Below are 17093 nucleotides of genomic sequence, written 5' to 3' on the forward strand. Positions count from 1 at the left end.
AGGCTACACGGTCGAGCAATATCGCGAGCGGCTCGAATTCGAGCTCGGCATCATCGAGAAGATGAAGTTTCCCGGCTACTTCCTGATCGTTGCCGACTTCATCAAATGGGCGAAGGCGCAAGGCATCCCGGTCGGACCGGGGCGCGGTTCGGGCGCCGGCTCGCTTGTCGCCTATTCGACCACCATCACCGACATCGACCCACTGCGCTTCTCGCTGCTGTTCGAGCGCTTCCTCAACCCGGACCGCGTCTCGATGCCGGACTTCGACATCGACTTCTGCCAGGACCGGCGCGAGGAGGTCATCCGCTACGTCCAGCAGAAATACGGCCGCGACCAGGTCGGGCAGATCATCACCTTCGGTACGCTGCAGGCGCGCGCCGTGCTGCGCGACGTCGGCCGCGTCCTGCAGATGCCCTATGGCCAGGTCGACAAGCTCTCCAAGATGGTGCCGCAGAACCCGGCCAACCCGGTCAAGCTGGCCGACGCCATCGCCAACGAGCCGCGCTTCGCCGAGGAGGCGGAAAAGGAGCCGATCGTGCAGACGCTGCTCGACACCGCGCAGAAGCTCGAGGGCCTCTACCGCCATGCCTCGACGCATGCCGCCGGCATCGTCATCGGCGACCGGCCGTTGTCGGAATTGGTCCCGATGTACCGCGATCCGCGCTCGGACATGCCGGTCACCCAGTTCAACATGAAATATGTGGAGCAGGCCGGGCTGGTGAAATTCGACTTCCTCGGCCTGAAGACGCTGACGGTGCTGGAAACGGCGGTGAAGCTGATCCGGCGGCGCGGTGTGGATATCGATCTTGCCCGCATCCCGCTCGACGACCCCGAGACTTACGCCATGCTGTCGCGCGGCGAGGTGGTCGGCGTGTTCCAGGTTGAAAGCGCGGGCATGCGCAAGGCGCTGATCGGCATGCGGCCGGACTGCATCGAGGACATCATCGCGCTGGTCGCGCTCTATCGCCCAGGCCCGATGGAGAACATCCCGACCTACAACGCCAGAAAGCATGGCGAGGAGGAGATGGCCTCGATCCACCCCAAGATCGACCACCTTGTGAAGGAAACTCAAGGCGTCATCGTCTACCAGGAACAGGTGATGCAGATCGCGCAGGAGCTTGCCGGCTATTCGCTCGGCGAAGCCGATCTTCTGCGCCGCGCCATGGGCAAGAAGATCCGCGCCGAGATGGACAAGCAGCGCGAGCGCTTCGTCACCGGCGCCGTCGAGCGCGGCGTCGGCAAGGCGCAGGCCGATTTCATCTTCGATCTGCTGGCGAAATTCGCCGACTACGGCTTCAACAAGTCGCACGCCGCGGCTTATGCGGTCGTTTCCTACCAGACCGCCTACCTCAAGGCGCACTATCCGGTCGAGTTCCTGGCGGCGTCGATGACGCTCGACATGAGCAACACCGACAAACTGGCGGATTTCCGCCAGGACGCACTGCGCCTCGGCATCGAGGTGGTGGCGCCGTCGGTGATGACCAGCTTCCGACCCTTCGAGGTCGGCGAGAACAAGATCTTCTACTCGCTGGCGGCGCTCAAAGGCGTCGGCGACGCGGCGGTCGAACACATTGTCGAGAAGCGTGGTGAGAGGCCGTTCAAGAGCCTTGCCGATTTCTGCGAGCGCGTGGATCCGAAGATCGTCGGCAAGCGGGTCTTCGAAAGCCTGATCATGGCGGGGGCCCTGGACTGCTTCGGGCACGACCGCGCCGTGATGATGGCCGGCGTGGAGCGGATGATGGGCCTCGCGTCGCTGGCGCAGCAGAACGCCATCTCGGGCCAGACGGATATTTTCGGCGCCTCGCTCGGCGCGCAGTCGCAGGCGCTCAACCTGCCGGCGGCCGAGCCATGGCTTGCCGCCGACCGGCTGCACCGCGAGTTCCAGGTGGTCGGCTTCTATCTCTCGGCGCATCCGCTCGACGAATACAAGGCCGCGCTGCAGAAGATGCGGGTGCAGAACTGGGCGGAATTCTCCGCCGCGGTCAAACGCGGCGCCGCGGCCGGCCGGCTCGCCGGCACCGTCACCACGAAGCAGGAGCGCAAGACCCGCACCGGCAACAAGATGGGCGTCGTGCAGTTTTCCGACACCACCGGCCAGTACGAGGCGGTGCTGTTCTCCGAAGGCCTGGCGCAGTATCGCGACATGCTGGAGCCCGGCCGTTCGGTGGTGATCACCGTCTCGGCCGAAGACCGGCCGGAGGGCATCAATCTGCGCATCCAGACGGTGCAGTCGCTGGAGGACGAAGCAAGCCGAATCCAAAAGGCGCTGCGCATCTTCGTGCGCGATGCTCAGCCGATCAACATCCTTGCCAACCAGCTTGCCGTGAAGGGCGAGGGGCAGGTGAGCTTCGTGCTGATCAAGGAAGCCGGCCAAGGCGAGGTGGAGATCGAACTGCCCAACCGCTATCGCATCTCGCCGCAGGTCGCGTCGGCCATGCGCGCGGTGCCGGGTGTCGTCGAAGTGGAACTGGTGTAAGCGTTCCAACGACTTGTTTTCGCGCAACTCCGAACAGAAACCGGGTAGCGCTTTCCTTGAATGCTTTGGCGCGAGGCCACCAGTTCAAGCCCCGCCGCCGTCCTCCCACCCGTGCTGGCCAAACCACGTCATTCGCTCAACGACGTATGGTTCTGTATATCTTTGCCTAACTTGTTCTTGCTAATCTTGCAACTGGGCTGCGGAAATGTTGGGCCCAAGCTGTAAGCAAGGCTGACGATTGGGCAGGAGCGGGCACGATGGTCGACAAGTCGAATCTCGCGATCGTCGCAACTGATCTCGATGGGCAGCACGCCGATGACGCAGGGGCCCCTCTCGTGTCGGCCATTATCCCTTGCCTGAACGAAGAGCGCACGCTCGGCATCTGCATTCGCAAGGCGCTTGACGTTTTTTCGAAGCGGGGCATTAAGGGCGAGGTCGTCGTCGGGGACAATGGGTCGACCGATCGGTCGGTGGAGATTGCCGAGTCCCTCGGCGCGCGTGTCGTGCACCAGCGGGTCAAGGGATACGGCGCGGCGATCAGCGCGGCGGCTGAAGCTGCACGAGGCAAGTACCTCGTCATGGCGGATGCGGACGATTCCTACGACTGGAGCAGCCTAGGCGACTTCATCGACGCGCTGGAGGGTGGTGCCGAACTGGTGATGGGCGATCGCTTCGCCGGCGGTATCGAGCCCGGCGCCATGCCCCCTCTGCATCGGTATCTTGGCAATCCTGCGCTTTCAACAATTGCCCGCTGGCTTCATCATTCTCCGATACACGATTTTCATTGCGGCATGCGAGGATTCACCCGCGATGCGTTTCGCCAAATGGGCGCGCGCTCGCCTGGCATGGAATTCGCCTCGGAGATGGTCATCAACGCGCATCGCGCGGGCCTGGTGATCCGCGAGGTGCCAATCAAGCTCTATCCGGACAAGCGCGGCCGCCCACCTCACCTGCGTTCGTTCCGCGACGGTTGGCGACATCTGCGGCTGATCGTGGCCCATGCACCCAACACCATGTATCTCATACCGGGAGCGACCTTGCTGGTGTCCGGTATTGCTGGTCTTGCGGTCCTCGCGGCGGGACCTGTCCGGATCGGAGGGTGGTATTTCGGAATTCACTTCGTCGCGCTCTCCGCGATGGCGACGCTGATTGGCCTTTCGGCCATCCTTTTCGGTATGCTGGCCAAGGTGGCGATCGCTATCTATCACCCGGGCCACGGCGGCCGGGTCGTGCCTTGGCTGATGCGCGGCCGCCCGCTGGAATGGCTGGTCTTTTCCGGCGGCATGCTCGCGGTGGCGGGCTTTGTCGCGGACGTATTGCTGGCACTGCATTGGATCTTCATAGGCGGCCCGATGGAGCAATCGGTGCACCTGACCTTCGTGATCACCACCGCCTGCGTGGCCGGGATGTCCATGGTGCTGTCCGGCTTCGTTCTCAAGTTGCTGCTTGATAATCTGGACGATAGGCGTGCGTTCTGAGCGCTTCGACATCGAGCGCCTAGCGCGACGGAAAAAAGATAGAGTCGGCGCCAGCAGGTCGGTGGTGCATTGAAAGCTGGTGGGATGAGGGGAAGCAGGGCGGTTCCGCGGATTTGGGATACGGACTGGCTGGTCTTGCGCGGGCTAGCTCGGCTGTTGCGAAAAGAGGCGAGGGCGCATGTTAGGCCGGGCACACTAATGGTCGATCTCGGCTGTGGTGACATGCCCTATGCTGACATGATGTTCGAAATGAAGATCGACTATCGCGGCGCGGATATCGGCGAGGGCAGCTTCCTGAAAATTGACGAGCAGGGCCGCGTGCCACTAGCAGATGGCATCGCTGGAGCAGTGCTTTCAGTACAGGTCCTGGAGCACGTGCGCGACCTTGACTCGTACTGCGCCGAGATTCGGAGATTGCTGCGCGATGACGGTGTGCTGTTGTTGTCTACTCACGGCAGCTGGCTCTACCACCCTCACCCTGAGGACCATCGTCGTTGGACACGCACCGGACTTGTCGTAGATCTTGCCGATCGCGGCCTCGAAGTCGAAGAGGTGCATGCGATTGCCGGGCCCTTGGCAACCACGACGCTAATCCGCCTTACGGGCTTTGCTTTCTTCCTTCGCCGCCTACCGATCCTAGGCGCAATTTTGGCGTCGCTCCTTGCCCTGTTGATGAACCTGCGCGCTCAATTGGAAGATCGTCTAACGCCCGCCCAGATACGCGACGACAATGCCTGCGTTTTCTTGGTCCGCGCTCGGAAGGCAGCGATATGAGCGTGCGCACGCCCTTCGCCTATATGGTGATCGCCGGCATCTGCATCGCGCTGCACAACGTGGTCATCATCTTGTCTGACAGGGTCGGGATACGTTTGTGGCTGGCCGTACTGTTGTCCTTCTGCGTCGTGGCGGGCACTGGCTATGTGCTTCATAGCGTATTCACCTTTCGGCGACCATTGGCTCCCATAACCTTCGCACGGTACGTCATTGCAATGATCGCCAACATACCATTGGCATTTGTCACCATATGGTTTTGGCATCAGCAGGCCGGCCTGCCGATGGTGTTCGCCTCGCCACTTGCCTCGGTCTGCATGCTGGCGCTGAACTTCCTGCTTGGTCGATGGGCTATCGCCACGCCAAACCGCTGGATGACGGGGGGACCATGACCTTGGCCACGGCAATGGGCCCGATCGATCCGAAGCTTCTGCAGGACATCCTGTCGCGTCACCTCGCCTTTTATCGAAACAAGGCGCCGACTTATCAGGCGGTTATGCTCGATAGTCTACGCGAGCTGTGGGACAAGCAGCATTGCAAATTGCTCGACGTCGGTGGTGGCACTGGGGTGATCGCTCAAGCCATAGCCGAACTCTTTCCGGTGGATGAGGTGCAGACAGTGGACATGGTTGACCGTTTCTGCCCTTCGCTGAGCGTGCTGACCAAGCAGTATGACGGCAAAACCCTGCCTTTCGCGGACCGTAGTTTTGATGCGGCGACACTCAACAATGTAGTACATCACGTTCCAGTCACAGCACGTACGGACTTGCTGCGTGAAATTCGGCGCGTGGTTGATGGTCCGCTTTACATAAAGGATCACGAAAGCTGCGGAAGGCTGGACGACCTGCGCCTCACCGCAATGGATGCGATAGGCAATATCCCATTTGGCGGAATGATCTGGGCGCGCTACTTGAAGCGGGCAGAATGGGGGAAGTTAGCAACCGAAAGTGGCTACCGCATTGCTCGTCGCGCTGCGCCGAAGCAATATCGAAAAAGCATCCATGAACTGCTGTTTCCCAATCGTCTCGAAGTGACAATGCGCTTCGAGCCCGCTTGATGGGTCGGTCCGATGCGCATTTTGACCGTCAGCCATTTCTATGAAGGTCACGGCGGCGGCATAGAGCGTGTGGCCGGGCATTTGTGCCGACAATTCACGCAACTGGGCGTTCAGGCTGTTTGGGCCGCCAGCGATGCCGATCAGCCGCCGGAAAGCGACGTTGAAGCGGTCCCTCTTGCCTGCGTCGACCCAATCGAGAAGGTCATTGGGCTGCCAATGCCGCTGGCGCGCGTCCGTGCGATTCGCGCGCTGGCCCGCGAAATGCACCGTAGCAATGCGGTCGTAGTGCACGATGCGCTGTACATGACATCGATCCTGGCATTGCTGATGTCGAAGGCTTTCCGCAAGCGCGTGGTGCTGATCCAGCATATCGCCGGCATCCCCTTTTCTTCGCGCATTCTCCGCTCCGTGATGGCACTAGCCAACATCGTCATCACGCGCCCGATGCTCCGAGCCGCTGACGCAGTTGTGTTCATCAGCGACACCGTGCGCCATGATCTTGTGGGCACGCCAGCGCGCATTCCCTTCCAACTGCTGTTCAACGGTGTTGACGGTGCGATTTTTCATCCCGCTTCAGGCCCGCTGCCTGTGCCGGAGGCCCCTGCGGCGATCTCGATCCTCCTGGGTACGCGTCGCATTCTTTTCGTTGGTCGCTACGTCGAGAAGAAAGGACTGTCGGTGCTGCGGGCCTTGGCTGCGTTCCGCCAGGATCTCGCATTTTTGATGGTCGGCAGCGGCCCGATCCACCCCGGCAAATGGGGACTTGCCAATGTTCACGACCTTGGTGTCCAGAGCCCTCAGGCCCTGGCGGACCTTTATCGGGGGGCTGACTTCCTGCTGTTGCCGAGCGTCGGAGAGGGCTTTCCGCTCGTTATTCAAGAGGCAATGGCCTGCGGGCTGCCTGTCGTCTGCGGCGAACCGAGCAACCGTGCCGACCCAGGCGCGGCCAAATGGCTGCGTGGCGTTGCCATCGACCTCACCGATCCCGACGGGTCGGCCAGGCGTTGCGCCGATGCCATCGACAGCCTTGCCCTCACCTCCGAGGAGCGAGCCGCCATGGCTCGTTACGCGTTGGCGCAGTACGACTGGCGCGCAACGGCGCTCGGCGTGCTGACCTTGGCAGGCGGAGGAGTGGCCAAACCTTGACCTACTTCGCCATGGTCGATGCGGTTTCGCGTCCGCATCTGGCCGAAGTTCAGGCGCTTTCGGCCCTGGCCTGTGCTTGAGGCCTTCCAGCAACGAACACCGAACAGGGTTCCAAACGTCTGGGCCGTGTGGCCTAGCCAATTTTCTTAATTAACGTCGCTTAAATCTGAGGTTCATTCCAGGGCGGGATTGAATGCGATCAGAAGCAGGTCTGACTGATTTATTCGGTGCAGGATCGCGCCGCTTAACGATCTTTCTACGCGCTTTGATCGTACTGAAGATCGCGTTGTTGTTCGCCTCGGCTTGGAATTGCCGATTCGTCATGGACGAATTTGGTCAGCTTGGATACGCGAAGCATTTGTTCAATGGGCTGTTCGCCACCGTGCAGCCAAGCAAGGCGGTCGGTTCCACCGCCTTTTACAAGCTGGCTCACCTGATCGGTTGGGATGCCACGTCCATTCTGCTTGTCGGTCGTATGCAGACCGCATCGCTGGCATGCGCGACCATTGCTTTGGTCTACGCCTGCGCTCGCGCGCTTGGGGAGGATCGGGTTCGTGCCTTGGCCATTGTCCTCGTCCTCTTGTGCTTCTCGAATTTCATGGAGCGCATCTTTCGCACTATCGCCGAACCGCTGGCGGTGTTCTTCGCCGTAGGGGCGCTGCTGGTCGTGCTACGGGCCCGTGAATTGAGGGGATGGCAGCTTGTCGCTGCCGGCGCCTTGAGCGGCCTGTCCTTTCTCGCAACGCAGAAATCAATCTACTTCAACCTTGCGCTAGGCCTTGGCCTGGTCGCCGACGCGGCTTTGATGAGACGCTATCTGGCAGGCATGGCCCGCGGGGCATGGCTCGTGCTGGGATGGACTCTCCCTATAATCGCATATTGCTTCATCTTCGGCGGCGCCGACCCTGTTCCCGTCGCCAAGAGCCTGGTGTTCGGCCCTGTTGAGGTCGCGACGCGCGGCGGCGGTGACTACGGGGGGCTGAGGCGCTTCGTGGTTCAGACGCTCGCGCGCAATTATGTTCTTTACGTCTTCTGTTTCGCCGGCATGGCTCTGTCTCTGATACAGATCATGAAGCTCGACGAGCGGAGGCGAATTGCGCTGATCTTCTCTGTCGTCATCACGGTGCTGGTCTTCGCGCACGACCAGCCGTGGCCCTACGTGTTCATCATGGCGTTGCCGTTCATGTCGCTATGGTCGTTGACGATGCTCGACGGCCTCGCAGCCCGCGCGCGTTATCTGCGCCTGGCGTGGATAGCCTTGGTCACGGCGATGGCCATAAGCTTCGTTGCCAATATACTTTACTTTCGCTTCGACAATACGGCCCAACTTGAGCTGGTGGCGCGTGCGGAGTCATTGCTTGCACCCGACGAGCGGTACTTCGACGGCATAGGAATGTTGCCCAATCGAATGGAGCCAACAACTTTGTGGCTCGACAAACACTACGTGCTCGCGACCTTGCGGGAAAGCGGGCGTTCCGAGGCTTACAATGTGCTTAGCAAGTCTCGCCCGAAGCTGATCCTGTGGTCCTACCGGATGGACTATATCTATCCGGTAGTCGCGCCCCTGATTTTGAACAGCTATGTCCGTGTGGCGCCAAACCTCAGGATCGCTGGTTTCCGCCTGCAACCCGGTGAGCGGAAGATCTTTGATGTTCCTATTGCTGGAACTTATGCGCTCTACAGCGCCGATGGAACGCCTTTGCGGGGCCGGGTCGAAATCGACGGCACCGTGCTTGATCCGCCATTTCACCTTGCGATCGGGCCAAAGACCGTAACATTACGCAACGGTGCGGGCGAAGCCCTGCTGCTGCCAGCGGGCTCTTACGCCGGACATTTCAAGGCCGGCGGCGACAATGATCTTCTATTTGATGGCGTCTACGATTGAGCGATGAGGCGAGTGATGACGGTCCCGCCGACGCCAGTTCGCAGGCAACCCAACCGGGCGTCTGACCTGGCAGCTAGGAGGTCGCGACTTCGGCAGGCTGAGGCGCCTTGCGCTGCAGGTTGAGCAGATTGCCGGTCAGGATCAGCAAGGCGCCGCCGGCGGTGAAGACATCGATCTGCTCGCTGTAAAGCAGCCATCCGATCAGCGCCGACAGCGGCACGCGCAGGAAGTCCATCGGCGAAATGACGGTCGCATCGGCGTGGCTGAGCGCGCGGGCCATGCAGAAATGGGAGGACATGCCGGTGAAGGCGACCACCAATATCGACGGCCACAGTTCGACTGCCGGGTTGCGCCAGACATAGAGCGCCGGGACGAGGCCGACCACGGACTGAATGATCAGCATCCAGAAGATGATGCGTACGACGCTGTCGGTTCGCGTCAGCGACTTGACCATGACCACCGAGACGCCGAAGCACATTGCGGCTCCCAGCACGACGAGATGCCCGGGATCGACCGAGCCGACGCCGGGACGTACGATGATCACCACGCCGATCAGACCCAGCACGATTGCCGTCAGCCTGGCCCGCGACAGCCTTTCGCCGAGAAAGGTCACCGCCAGGATCGCGGTCCAGATCGGGGTCGTGAACTCGATCGAGATCAGCACGGCCAGCGGAATCAAGGTCAGCGCATAGAGCCAGGCGGCCTGGCCGGCATAGTGGACGACGTTGCGGGCGATGTGGGCGAGCGGGCGCTGGGTGCGCATCGCCCTAAAGCCGCCGCCCGTCAGCACCAGCGGCAGCAGGATGAAGAAGCCGATCACCGAGCGCAGCTCCAGCACCTGGAAGACATTGAGCGCGGCCGTCGCGGTACGGCCAGCGACCGACATCGCCAGGAACGAGGCGATCGACAGCGCCATCCAGAGCGCGGCCTTGGTGATCGAGGGAGCGGGTGCCATTGGCGCTATGTCGCAAGACCGTCGTTGTGCCGCAACCGGTAGTCGCGGCATTCGACTGGGCCAGACGGCCGCATTCCGGCTCAGCTTCCGGCGAGCGACAGTGCGCTGGCGCGCTCGCGCAGCAGCTCAAGCAACTGGTTGCGACGCGGCTCCGGCGTATCGACCGGCAGCACAAAGCAAAGCGTCGTGTTGATGGCGCCGTGGCTGTCGCGGATGGGAGCCGCCATGCACCAGGTGAAACGGTCGGCGAGCGCCGAGGTCTCGCTGAAGCCCTGCCGGCGAGCCAGGTCGACATCGGCGAAGAATTCGTCGGGTGCAATGACCCGACCGTCGGGGAGTTCGTAGTCGGCGGCAGGAATGAAATTCTTGAGTTCCCTCTCCTGCATATGGCCGACCAGCAGCCGCCCCGACGCCGTCCAGGGGATCGGCACCTCGACGCCGACATCGCTCGAGATGCGGAAAGGGCCGGGAGAATCCCGGCAATCGAGAACGACATACTTGTTGCCGCGCAGACCACAGAGCTGAACGGTCTCACCGGTCTCGGCCGCCATCCTGTCCAGCGTTTCAAGGATGCGGCGATAGTGTGCGTTGTGATGCGAGTACGCCCATCCGAACAAGTGCATCGCCCGCCCGAAATAGACGTAGCCCTCGGACCCGACATTTTCGAGCATCTCGGCTTCGAGCAGGCTGTTGACGATCTCATAGGTCGTCGAACGGGGTGCGTTGATCATCTTTGCGATGTCGCCGATGCGCATCGGCGCGCGATGCTTCAGCAGGGCCTCGAGCAGCATGATGACGCGGTCGATGCCGCGGCGGCGCTCGCCGGCCTGCGGTTGTGCCCCGGCGCCTGCCTCGATCAAACCAGTTGCGCCTTCGCTCATGCCAGCCGCTCAAAAATCATTTTCGGCTCTCGTCTCAAGACGCTTGAAAGATGTCAAGGCTCAGTCTAGCATCCAGTTTGTCCGATATACAGACATGCTGTCTGGAATATCGGACAAACTAACGAGCTGGGCAGAAGAAGTCCAGACGACGAACAAGCGGTTTCCGCGACGCGGCGACCGCGGTGTTTCGCCGTCCCGACTCCGCGCGTCCGGACAAGAGCTACAGAAGGGGAACCGTCATGAAGAAGTCATCGTTTTTCGCATCCGCCAGCGCCCTTTGCCTCGGTCTCGTCCTGGCCGTGGGTGTCGGCTCGCAGGCCGATGCGGCCGCGAAGTGCATCAAGGGCGACCGCAAGGCGCCGTATACGATCGGCTGGGCCAACATCTATTCCGTGCCGACCTGGATGAAGCAGACCCAGGGCACGATCGAAGCCGAGGTCGAGGCGCTCAAGAAGGAGGGGCTGGTCGACAAGCTGGTCGTGACCGACGCCCAGGGCGACGCCAATGTGCAGATCCAGCAGATCCAGTCGATGATCGATTCCAATGTCGACGCCATCATCCTGATCGCCGGTTCCTCGACCGCTCCGGCGCGCGTGATCGCGGATGCCTGCGCCAAGGGCATTGCGATCATCAACTTCGACAGCCTGGTCGATACCGACCAGGTGACGGCCAAGGTCAACACGGATTCCTCGCAGTGGGGCGACCAGGCTGCGAAGTTCCTGATCGACGCCATCGGCGGCAAGGGCAAGATCCTCATCCTCAACGGCCCGGCCGGCGTTTCAGTCAGCGACGATCGCCGCAAGGGCGCCGATGCCGAGCTCAAGGCCCACCCCGACGTGAAAATCCTCGCCGAGACCAACACCCCGTACAATGTCGCGCCGGCCCAGGAAGCCGTCACCAGCCTGCTGTTCGCCAATCCCGAGATCGACGGCATCCTGTCGCTCGGCGGCGCGCTCTCGGCCGGTGCGGTGCTCGCGCTCGACAAGCAGGGCCGCGACCAGGTGCCGATCACCGGCGAGAATGCGCGCCAGTTCCTCGAGCTGTGGAAGGAAAAGGGCCTGAAGAGCTGGGCGACCATGCAGCCGAACTGGCTCGGCGCCTTTGCCACCTACACCGCGGTCCAGGCGCTGGAGGGTAAGGACGTGCCGGCCTTCGTCAAGATTCCGCTGCCGGTCATCGACAATTCCAACATCGATCAATACCTCGCCCGGGCGAAAGATTTCCCGGCTGACGGTTACATCTATTCGCCCTACGATGAGGAGCTGTTCAAGAAGCTGCTGGCGCAGAAGTAGGCCGGAAGGGTCGCAGCATTGACCATGGCTCCGCTCCTTGCCGCGCGGGGGGTGTCGAAGGCGTTCTTCGGCAACCCCGTCCTGCGCGACGTCTCCATCGCTCTCCAGCCGGGCCGCGTGCATGCGCTGCTCGGCGAGAACGGCGCCGGAAAGTCGACCTTGATCAACCTCCTGTCGGGCGCCTTGCGCCCGGACAGCGGGACCATCGAGGTCGATGGGCGTGCCGTGGCACGCATGACGCCAGCGCTCGCGCGGCAGGCCGGCATCGCCGTCGTGCAGCAAGAGCTCAGCCTGACGGCCAGCCTTTCGATAGCCGAGAATATCGGCATCGGCGCCTATCCCAAGCGCTTCGGGCTGGTCGATTACACGGACCTTGCCGCGCGGGCGAAGGCGGCATGCAAACTTGTCGGCCTCGACGAGCCGCTGTCGACACCAGTTGGGAATCTATCCCTCGGGCGACGGCAGATGGTGGAGATCGCCAAGGCTCTCTATCGCCGGCCGCGCGTGCTCATCCTCGACGAGCCGACCTCGTCGCTCTCGGCGACGGAAACAAAAATCCTCACCGACCTGTTGGGACGGCTGCGTGGAGAAGGCGTCGCCATTCTCTACATCTCGCACCGGCTAAACGAAGTGATGGCGCTCTGCCAGCATGTGACGGTGCTGAAGGACGGCACCTGCACGGCCGACCGGCCGCTGGAGGGAACCGATGCGACTGGATTGGTGCGCCTGATGGTCGGGCGCGACCCCGGCGATCTCTTTCCGAAATGGCAGCCGTCGGTATCGCCCGGCGCCGCCATCTCGGTCCGCGGCTTCTCGGCCGGCCTGATGCAAGACGTCGACCTCGACATCGGGACCGGCGAGGTGCTGGGCATAGGCGGCCTGGTCGGTCAGGGGCAGGAGGATCTGCTGCTCGGTCTTTATGGGGCCATCCCGGCGAGGACGGTTTCGGCGACGGTAAACGGCGTGTCGGGCCTGCCGGGTAATGTGCCGAAAGCCAACGCGCTGGGGCTCGCCTATGTGCCAGCCGACCGTAAGCGCGAGGGCCTCCACCTTATTCATCCGATCATCACCAACATGATGTTGCCTTCCCTCGCAAGACTTCCGTCGTTGAAGCTGCGCAGCCGCAAGGCTGAACGCCAGAAGGGAAGGGATCTCGCCGCCCAGCTTTCCATCAAGGGCGACCTGCAGCGTCCGGCGCAGGCCTTGTCGGGCGGCAATCAGCAGAAGGTCGCGCTGGCGAAGTGGATGCCGCACGATCCGCTGGTGCTGCTGCTCAACGATCCGACGCGTGGCGTCGACGTCGAGACCAAGCGCGAAATCTATCTGATGCTTCGCGCCTTCGCCGCCGCTGGCAAGGCGGTCGTGCTGCTCAGTTCCGATACGCCGGAACTGGTGCATCTATGCGACCGCGTCGCGGTGGTTCGTGAAGGCCGGGTCGCCAGGATGCTCGAGCGTGCCGCGCTGAGCGAGGAAGCCATCGTGTCGGCGGCGATGGGTGCAGAGAGGCGGAAGGTGGCGGCATGAGCATCATTCCATCCGCGAGAGCCGACGGCGCGCTCTACTGGCAGGTGCAGGCGCGCCGCAACATCGGCGTTCGCCGCCTCTTCCTGGTGGTGCTGGCGTTTCTCATCGCTTATGCCGTGCTTTTTCCGGGCCTGTTCACGGTCTCCGGCTTTGCCAAGTTCACCCAGAGCTGGTTCCCGGTGGCGCTGGTGGCGATGGCGCAGGCGATCCTCATGCTCACCGGCGGCATCAGCCTTGCGATCGGCGCGACCGTCAGCCTCGGCGCGGTCATTGCCGCGACCACCATGGGCGGACCGCTGGGCGTCGCCGGCGGCGCGGCCGCCGTGGCGCTTGCCGGGCTCGGCATCGGCGCCGCGACCGGCTTCATCGTGGTCAGGCTGCGCCTGCCGGCGATCGTGGTGACGCTCGCCGGCTCGTTCATCATCGGTGGCGCCGCACTGCTGATCCTGCCGAGGCCTGGCGGCTCCATCCCGGCTTGGCTGTCCGACCTGCTTGCCGGCGACACGCCAGCGGCGTTCGTGCTGCTGGTGGTGGTCGTCCTGCTGTGGAAGCTCTATCTCGCCACGCCGCTTGGATTGAGCCTCTATGCCGCCGGCGAGAATCCGGTCGGGGCTTACCGTTCCGGTGTGCCGGTCGACGCGGCGCGTGTGGCCGCCTATGCGATCAGCGGCCTCTTGTCGACCGGCGCCGGGCTGTTCGTCGCCGCGCAAACGGGCTCTGGCGATCCGGTCATCGGCACCGCCTTCACGCTCAATTCCATTGCCGCTGCCGTGCTTGGCGGCATTGGCTTTCTCGGCGGGCAGGGCACCATGCGAGGCGCGCTCGCCGGCAGCCTGCTGCTCAGCCTGATGATTAGCGTGATGTTCTTCCTCGGCTTCACCCCGGTAGCGCAGTATGTCGCGCAAGGGCTGATCATCATCGGCGCGGTCGCCATCCCGCAATTCCGCAAGGTGCAGCAATGACAGCGTGGACCGACAGCCCCGGCGGCAGACGCGCCAGGGCGATCCTCACCAGCCGACCGTTCCTCACCCTTGCCATCGTCGTCGCAGTCTGGATTGCGGCGAGCATCGCATCGCGCGGCTTCGGCGCCTACGGACATCTGCGCTACCTGGTAGAACTTGGCGCGGTGATCGGCCTCGTGGCGGCCGGGCAGACCTTCGTGGTGATCGCCGGCGGGATCGATCTCTCGGTGGCAGCGATCGTCACCGTCAGCGCCATCAGCCTGCCGCTGCTGTCATGGCAGGCCGATCCGACCGGCCTTGCCTCCGTGCTCGCGGTGCTTGCGCTGACCACAGCTATCGGCGTGGTCAACGGGTTAGGGGTGGCGCTGCTGCGCGTCCATCCGATGATCATGACGCTGGCCATGGCGACATTCCTGCAGGGTCTGCTGATCATCATTGCCGGCGGCAGTGCCGTCACCGCCGAGAACCCGCTGGTTCATTGGCTTGGCAATGCGAGGCCGGCCGGCATTCCGGCCGGCATCCTGCTATGGATCGCGGTTTCCGTGCTCGTGCTGACACTGATGCATGCAACGCCTTTCGGCGCCCGCATCTTCGCCATGGGCGCCAATCCGCTTGCGGCGTCGTTGTCGGGCGTGCCGATCACTTCCACGACATTGGCTGTCTACGGCATCAGCGGATTCACGGCGGGGCTCGCGGGCGTGCTGGTGCTCGGCATGAACGGGCAGGGCTATGTCGGGATCGGCGATCCTTATCTGCTCGCCTCGATCGCCGCAGTGGTGCTTGGCGGCACCTCGATCCTCGGCGGGCTCGGCACCTATGCCGGCACCATCCCGGGAGCCATCCTGCTGGTGACGATCACTGCGCTGATCACCGTGGTCAATGCATCGCCCGGCTGGCGCAGCATCCTGTTCGGTTCGCTCATCCTCGGGCTGCTGCTGCTCTCAGGCAGGGAGCAAGCCCGGCGATGACCCGGCGTCCAGGCGATAGATGCGAGCGGCGTTGCCAAAGAACAGCGCCGCCTGCTCATCCCGGGAAAGATCGGCGGTGATGACCTTGAAGCTGTCATATACCTCATCGAACGAGGCGTGCAGGCCGGCGACCGGGAAGTCGGAGCCGAACATGGCGCGCTTCATGCCGAAGCAGTCGATGCAATGCAGAACGATCGGCCGCAGACTTTCGAGCGTCCAGTCATGATCGTAAGCGACCAGGTCGGAGATCTTGATGGCGACGTTGTCGCGCTCGGCCAGCCGCCGCAGCCCGTCTCGCCATCTCTGCAAGCCTTCGGGATCACGGTCGATCGGGCTGCCGCAATGGTTGAGGACGAATTGCTGGTCGGGAAAGGCCGCGGCGAGGTGCGCTGCCTCGGCCAGTTGGCGTGGAAACACCATCAGGTCGAAGGAGAGCCCGTACCGGGCGAGCGAGCCAAGGCCGGCGCGCCAGGCGGGATCGTCCATTATGCCGTCGCGAGCGGCGAAGCGGCGGGCGGGATCAGGGTCCCAGCTCAGAATGTCGCGTATGCCGATGACGCGGTCGAACGCGGCCTGCGCCTCGATCAACTCCGCCGCGTTGTGGCTCGCCAACGGCACATGGACGACGTAGCGCGCCGCTACGCCGCACGACTTGTCGAGCGTCTCGAGCCAGCGGGTCTCGCCGACGCTGTCGTCGCTCGCCCAGCCGGCTTCGACATGGACGCTGGCGACGACATGGTGCCGGGCGGCGTCGCGCAGATAATCCTCAGGCAGATAGTTGCGGCGCAAGGCATCAAGCTCGCCGAGGCCGCCGCGTTCGCCGGCAGAGGCGGTCAGCCAGGGATGGCGGCCGAGGCTGAGATCCCAGAGATGGTGATGGGCGTCGATGATGGGTCCGGAGTAGGGATTTGGCACGCGGTTCCCTCAGGCCTTGGCCGGCAATCGGTTGAGCCATTGTTCGGCGACGGAAGGGTTAGCATCGGATGAGCGAGAACACACCGGCCCAATCGCTTGTCGTGCATGAAAATTTCATGCTCGACGATCGTATCCGTGGCGTGCCCCCCGGCACGTCCGGATTGGATTCCAGCCTGGCCGGACAGCAAGGCTGGCATCCGGCCGATGGCCGCATGTCGCTGCCGCTGCTCACCCTTGACGAAGCGGCCTTCGCCTCAAATCGCGACTTGTTCCTGCGTTATGCGCGCGAGCAGGGCGCTGCGGTCGCGCCGCATGCCAAGACGCCGATGGCGCCGGATCTCGCCCATTCGCTCGTCAAGGCCGGTGCCTGGGGCACGACGGTCGCCGATATAAGGCAGGCAACGGTGATGCTGAAGGCGGGTCTCTCGAGTCTGATCATTGCCAACGAGGTCAGCGGCGCCGGTGGTGCAGGCCGGCTCGCGAAACTGACTGGCGCGTGGCCGGATGCCGAGCTCTATGTCTTCGCCGACTCGGTCGCGGCCGTGCGGGCACTGGCGGATGCGTGGCGGGCAGCTGCCGATCTCCCGCCGTTGCGTGTCCTGGTCGAGCTCGGCGCGGCGAGGGCGGGCGCACGAACCACGGCCGAGGCCGAAGCAATCGCCGATGCCGTCGCTGCGACCGGCGGACGGCTGCGCATTGCCGGCGTCGGCACCTATGAAGGCGCTGCCGCTCAGCCTGATCCGCTGCGCAGCACCAGCGTCGCCTTGCCGTCCTGTTCGACCA

The 17093-nt window shown here is 63.2% G+C and carries 15 protein-coding genes; 12 read left to right on the forward strand and 3 right to left on the reverse strand.

The window, feature by feature from the left end:
- The 7 genes from dnaE to EOA75_RS13985 all read left to right on the forward strand — a co-directional run.
- Positions 1–2476, forward strand: a 2476-nt coding sequence (dnaE, locus tag EOA75_RS13955) for a DNA polymerase III subunit alpha (protein WP_127324464.1), incomplete at its 5' end; no start/stop codon positions are given.
- Positions 2477–2733: 257 nt separating this feature from the next.
- Positions 2734–3954, forward strand: a complete 1221-nt coding sequence (locus tag EOA75_RS13960) for a glycosyltransferase family 2 protein (protein ID WP_127240809.1) — start codon at positions 2734–2736, stop codon at positions 3952–3954.
- 198 nt (positions 3955–4152) lie between these two features.
- A complete protein-coding gene (locus EOA75_RS13965; RefSeq protein WP_206516995.1) occupies positions 4153–4728 on the forward strand; it encodes a methyltransferase domain-containing protein in 576 nt (191 codons plus the stop codon).
- On the forward strand, positions 4725–5117 hold the full coding sequence (locus EOA75_RS13970) for a GtrA family protein (protein ID WP_095826101.1): 393 nt from the start codon (positions 4725–4727) through the stop codon (positions 5115–5117). Before EOA75_RS13965 ends, EOA75_RS13970 begins: the two co-directional genes overlap by 4 nt.
- On the forward strand, positions 5114–5782 hold the full coding sequence (locus EOA75_RS13975) for a class I SAM-dependent methyltransferase (protein WP_067000248.1): 669 nt from the start codon (positions 5114–5116) through the stop codon (positions 5780–5782). Before EOA75_RS13970 ends, EOA75_RS13975 begins: the two co-directional genes overlap by 4 nt.
- A 12-nt stretch (positions 5783–5794) precedes the next feature.
- Positions 5795–6928 carry a glycosyltransferase family 4 protein gene (locus tag EOA75_RS13980; protein ID WP_127240812.1) on the forward strand — a complete coding sequence of 378 codons (1134 nt, stop codon included), beginning with the start codon at positions 5795–5797 and terminating at the stop codon, positions 6926–6928.
- Between the two features lie 193 nt (positions 6929–7121).
- A complete protein-coding gene (locus EOA75_RS13985) occupies positions 7122–8813 on the forward strand; it encodes a hypothetical protein (protein ID WP_127324466.1) in 1692 nt (563 codons plus the stop codon).
- A 73-nt stretch (positions 8814–8886) separates the two neighbouring features.
- Here the strand turns inward: EOA75_RS13985 and EOA75_RS13990 are convergent, their stop codons facing one another.
- Positions 8887–9768: a DMT family transporter gene (locus EOA75_RS13990; RefSeq protein WP_095802190.1), complete on the reverse strand. Its 882-nt coding sequence runs from the start codon at positions 9766–9768 to the stop codon at positions 8887–8889.
- An 80-nt stretch (positions 9769–9848) separates the two neighbouring features.
- Positions 9849–10649 carry an IclR family transcriptional regulator gene (locus tag EOA75_RS13995; RefSeq protein WP_127324467.1) on the reverse strand — a complete coding sequence of 267 codons (801 nt, stop codon included), beginning with the start codon at positions 10647–10649 and terminating at the stop codon, positions 9849–9851.
- A 239-nt stretch (positions 10650–10888) separates the two neighbouring features.
- Here EOA75_RS13995 and EOA75_RS14000 point away from each other — a divergent pair, with 239 nt between their 5' ends.
- From EOA75_RS14000 to EOA75_RS14015, 4 genes are read left to right on the forward strand one after another with little or no spacing between them, the layout of a single operon-like run.
- Positions 10889–11941: an ABC transporter substrate-binding protein gene (locus EOA75_RS14000; protein ID WP_127324468.1), complete on the forward strand. Its 1053-nt coding sequence runs from the start codon at positions 10889–10891 to the stop codon at positions 11939–11941.
- A 24-nt stretch (positions 11942–11965) separates the two neighbouring features.
- Complete coding sequence (locus EOA75_RS14005; RefSeq protein WP_127324469.1) at positions 11966–13465, forward strand: sugar ABC transporter ATP-binding protein; 1500 nt, start codon at positions 11966–11968, stop codon at positions 13463–13465.
- Positions 13462–14427: an ABC transporter permease gene (locus tag EOA75_RS14010; protein WP_127324470.1), complete on the forward strand. Its 966-nt coding sequence runs from the start codon at positions 13462–13464 to the stop codon at positions 14425–14427. Before EOA75_RS14005 ends, EOA75_RS14010 begins: the two co-directional genes overlap by 4 nt.
- Positions 14424–15395: an ABC transporter permease gene (locus tag EOA75_RS14015; RefSeq protein WP_127324471.1), complete on the forward strand. Its 972-nt coding sequence runs from the start codon at positions 14424–14426 to the stop codon at positions 15393–15395. The genes EOA75_RS14010 and EOA75_RS14015 overlap by 4 nt, the downstream gene beginning before the upstream one ends.
- On the opposite strand, the gene EOA75_RS14020 is transcribed toward EOA75_RS14015, so the two are convergent.
- The gene (locus tag EOA75_RS14020; protein ID WP_095826092.1) at positions 15369–16310 is read right to left on the reverse strand and encodes an amidohydrolase family protein; all 942 of its coding nucleotides are present in this window, start codon (positions 16308–16310) and stop codon (positions 15369–15371) included. The genes EOA75_RS14015 and EOA75_RS14020 overlap by 27 nt on opposite strands.
- Positions 16311–16378: 68 nt before the next feature.
- On the opposite strand from EOA75_RS14020, the gene EOA75_RS14025 reads away from it, so the two are divergent.
- Positions 16379–17093, forward strand: a 715-nt coding sequence (locus EOA75_RS14025) for an alanine racemase (RefSeq protein WP_206516996.1), incomplete at its 3' end; no start/stop codon positions are given.

This window comes from Mesorhizobium sp. M1A.F.Ca.IN.022.07.1.1 (genome assembly GCF_003997575.1).
GTDB lineage: Bacteria > Pseudomonadota > Alphaproteobacteria > Rhizobiales > Rhizobiaceae > Mesorhizobium.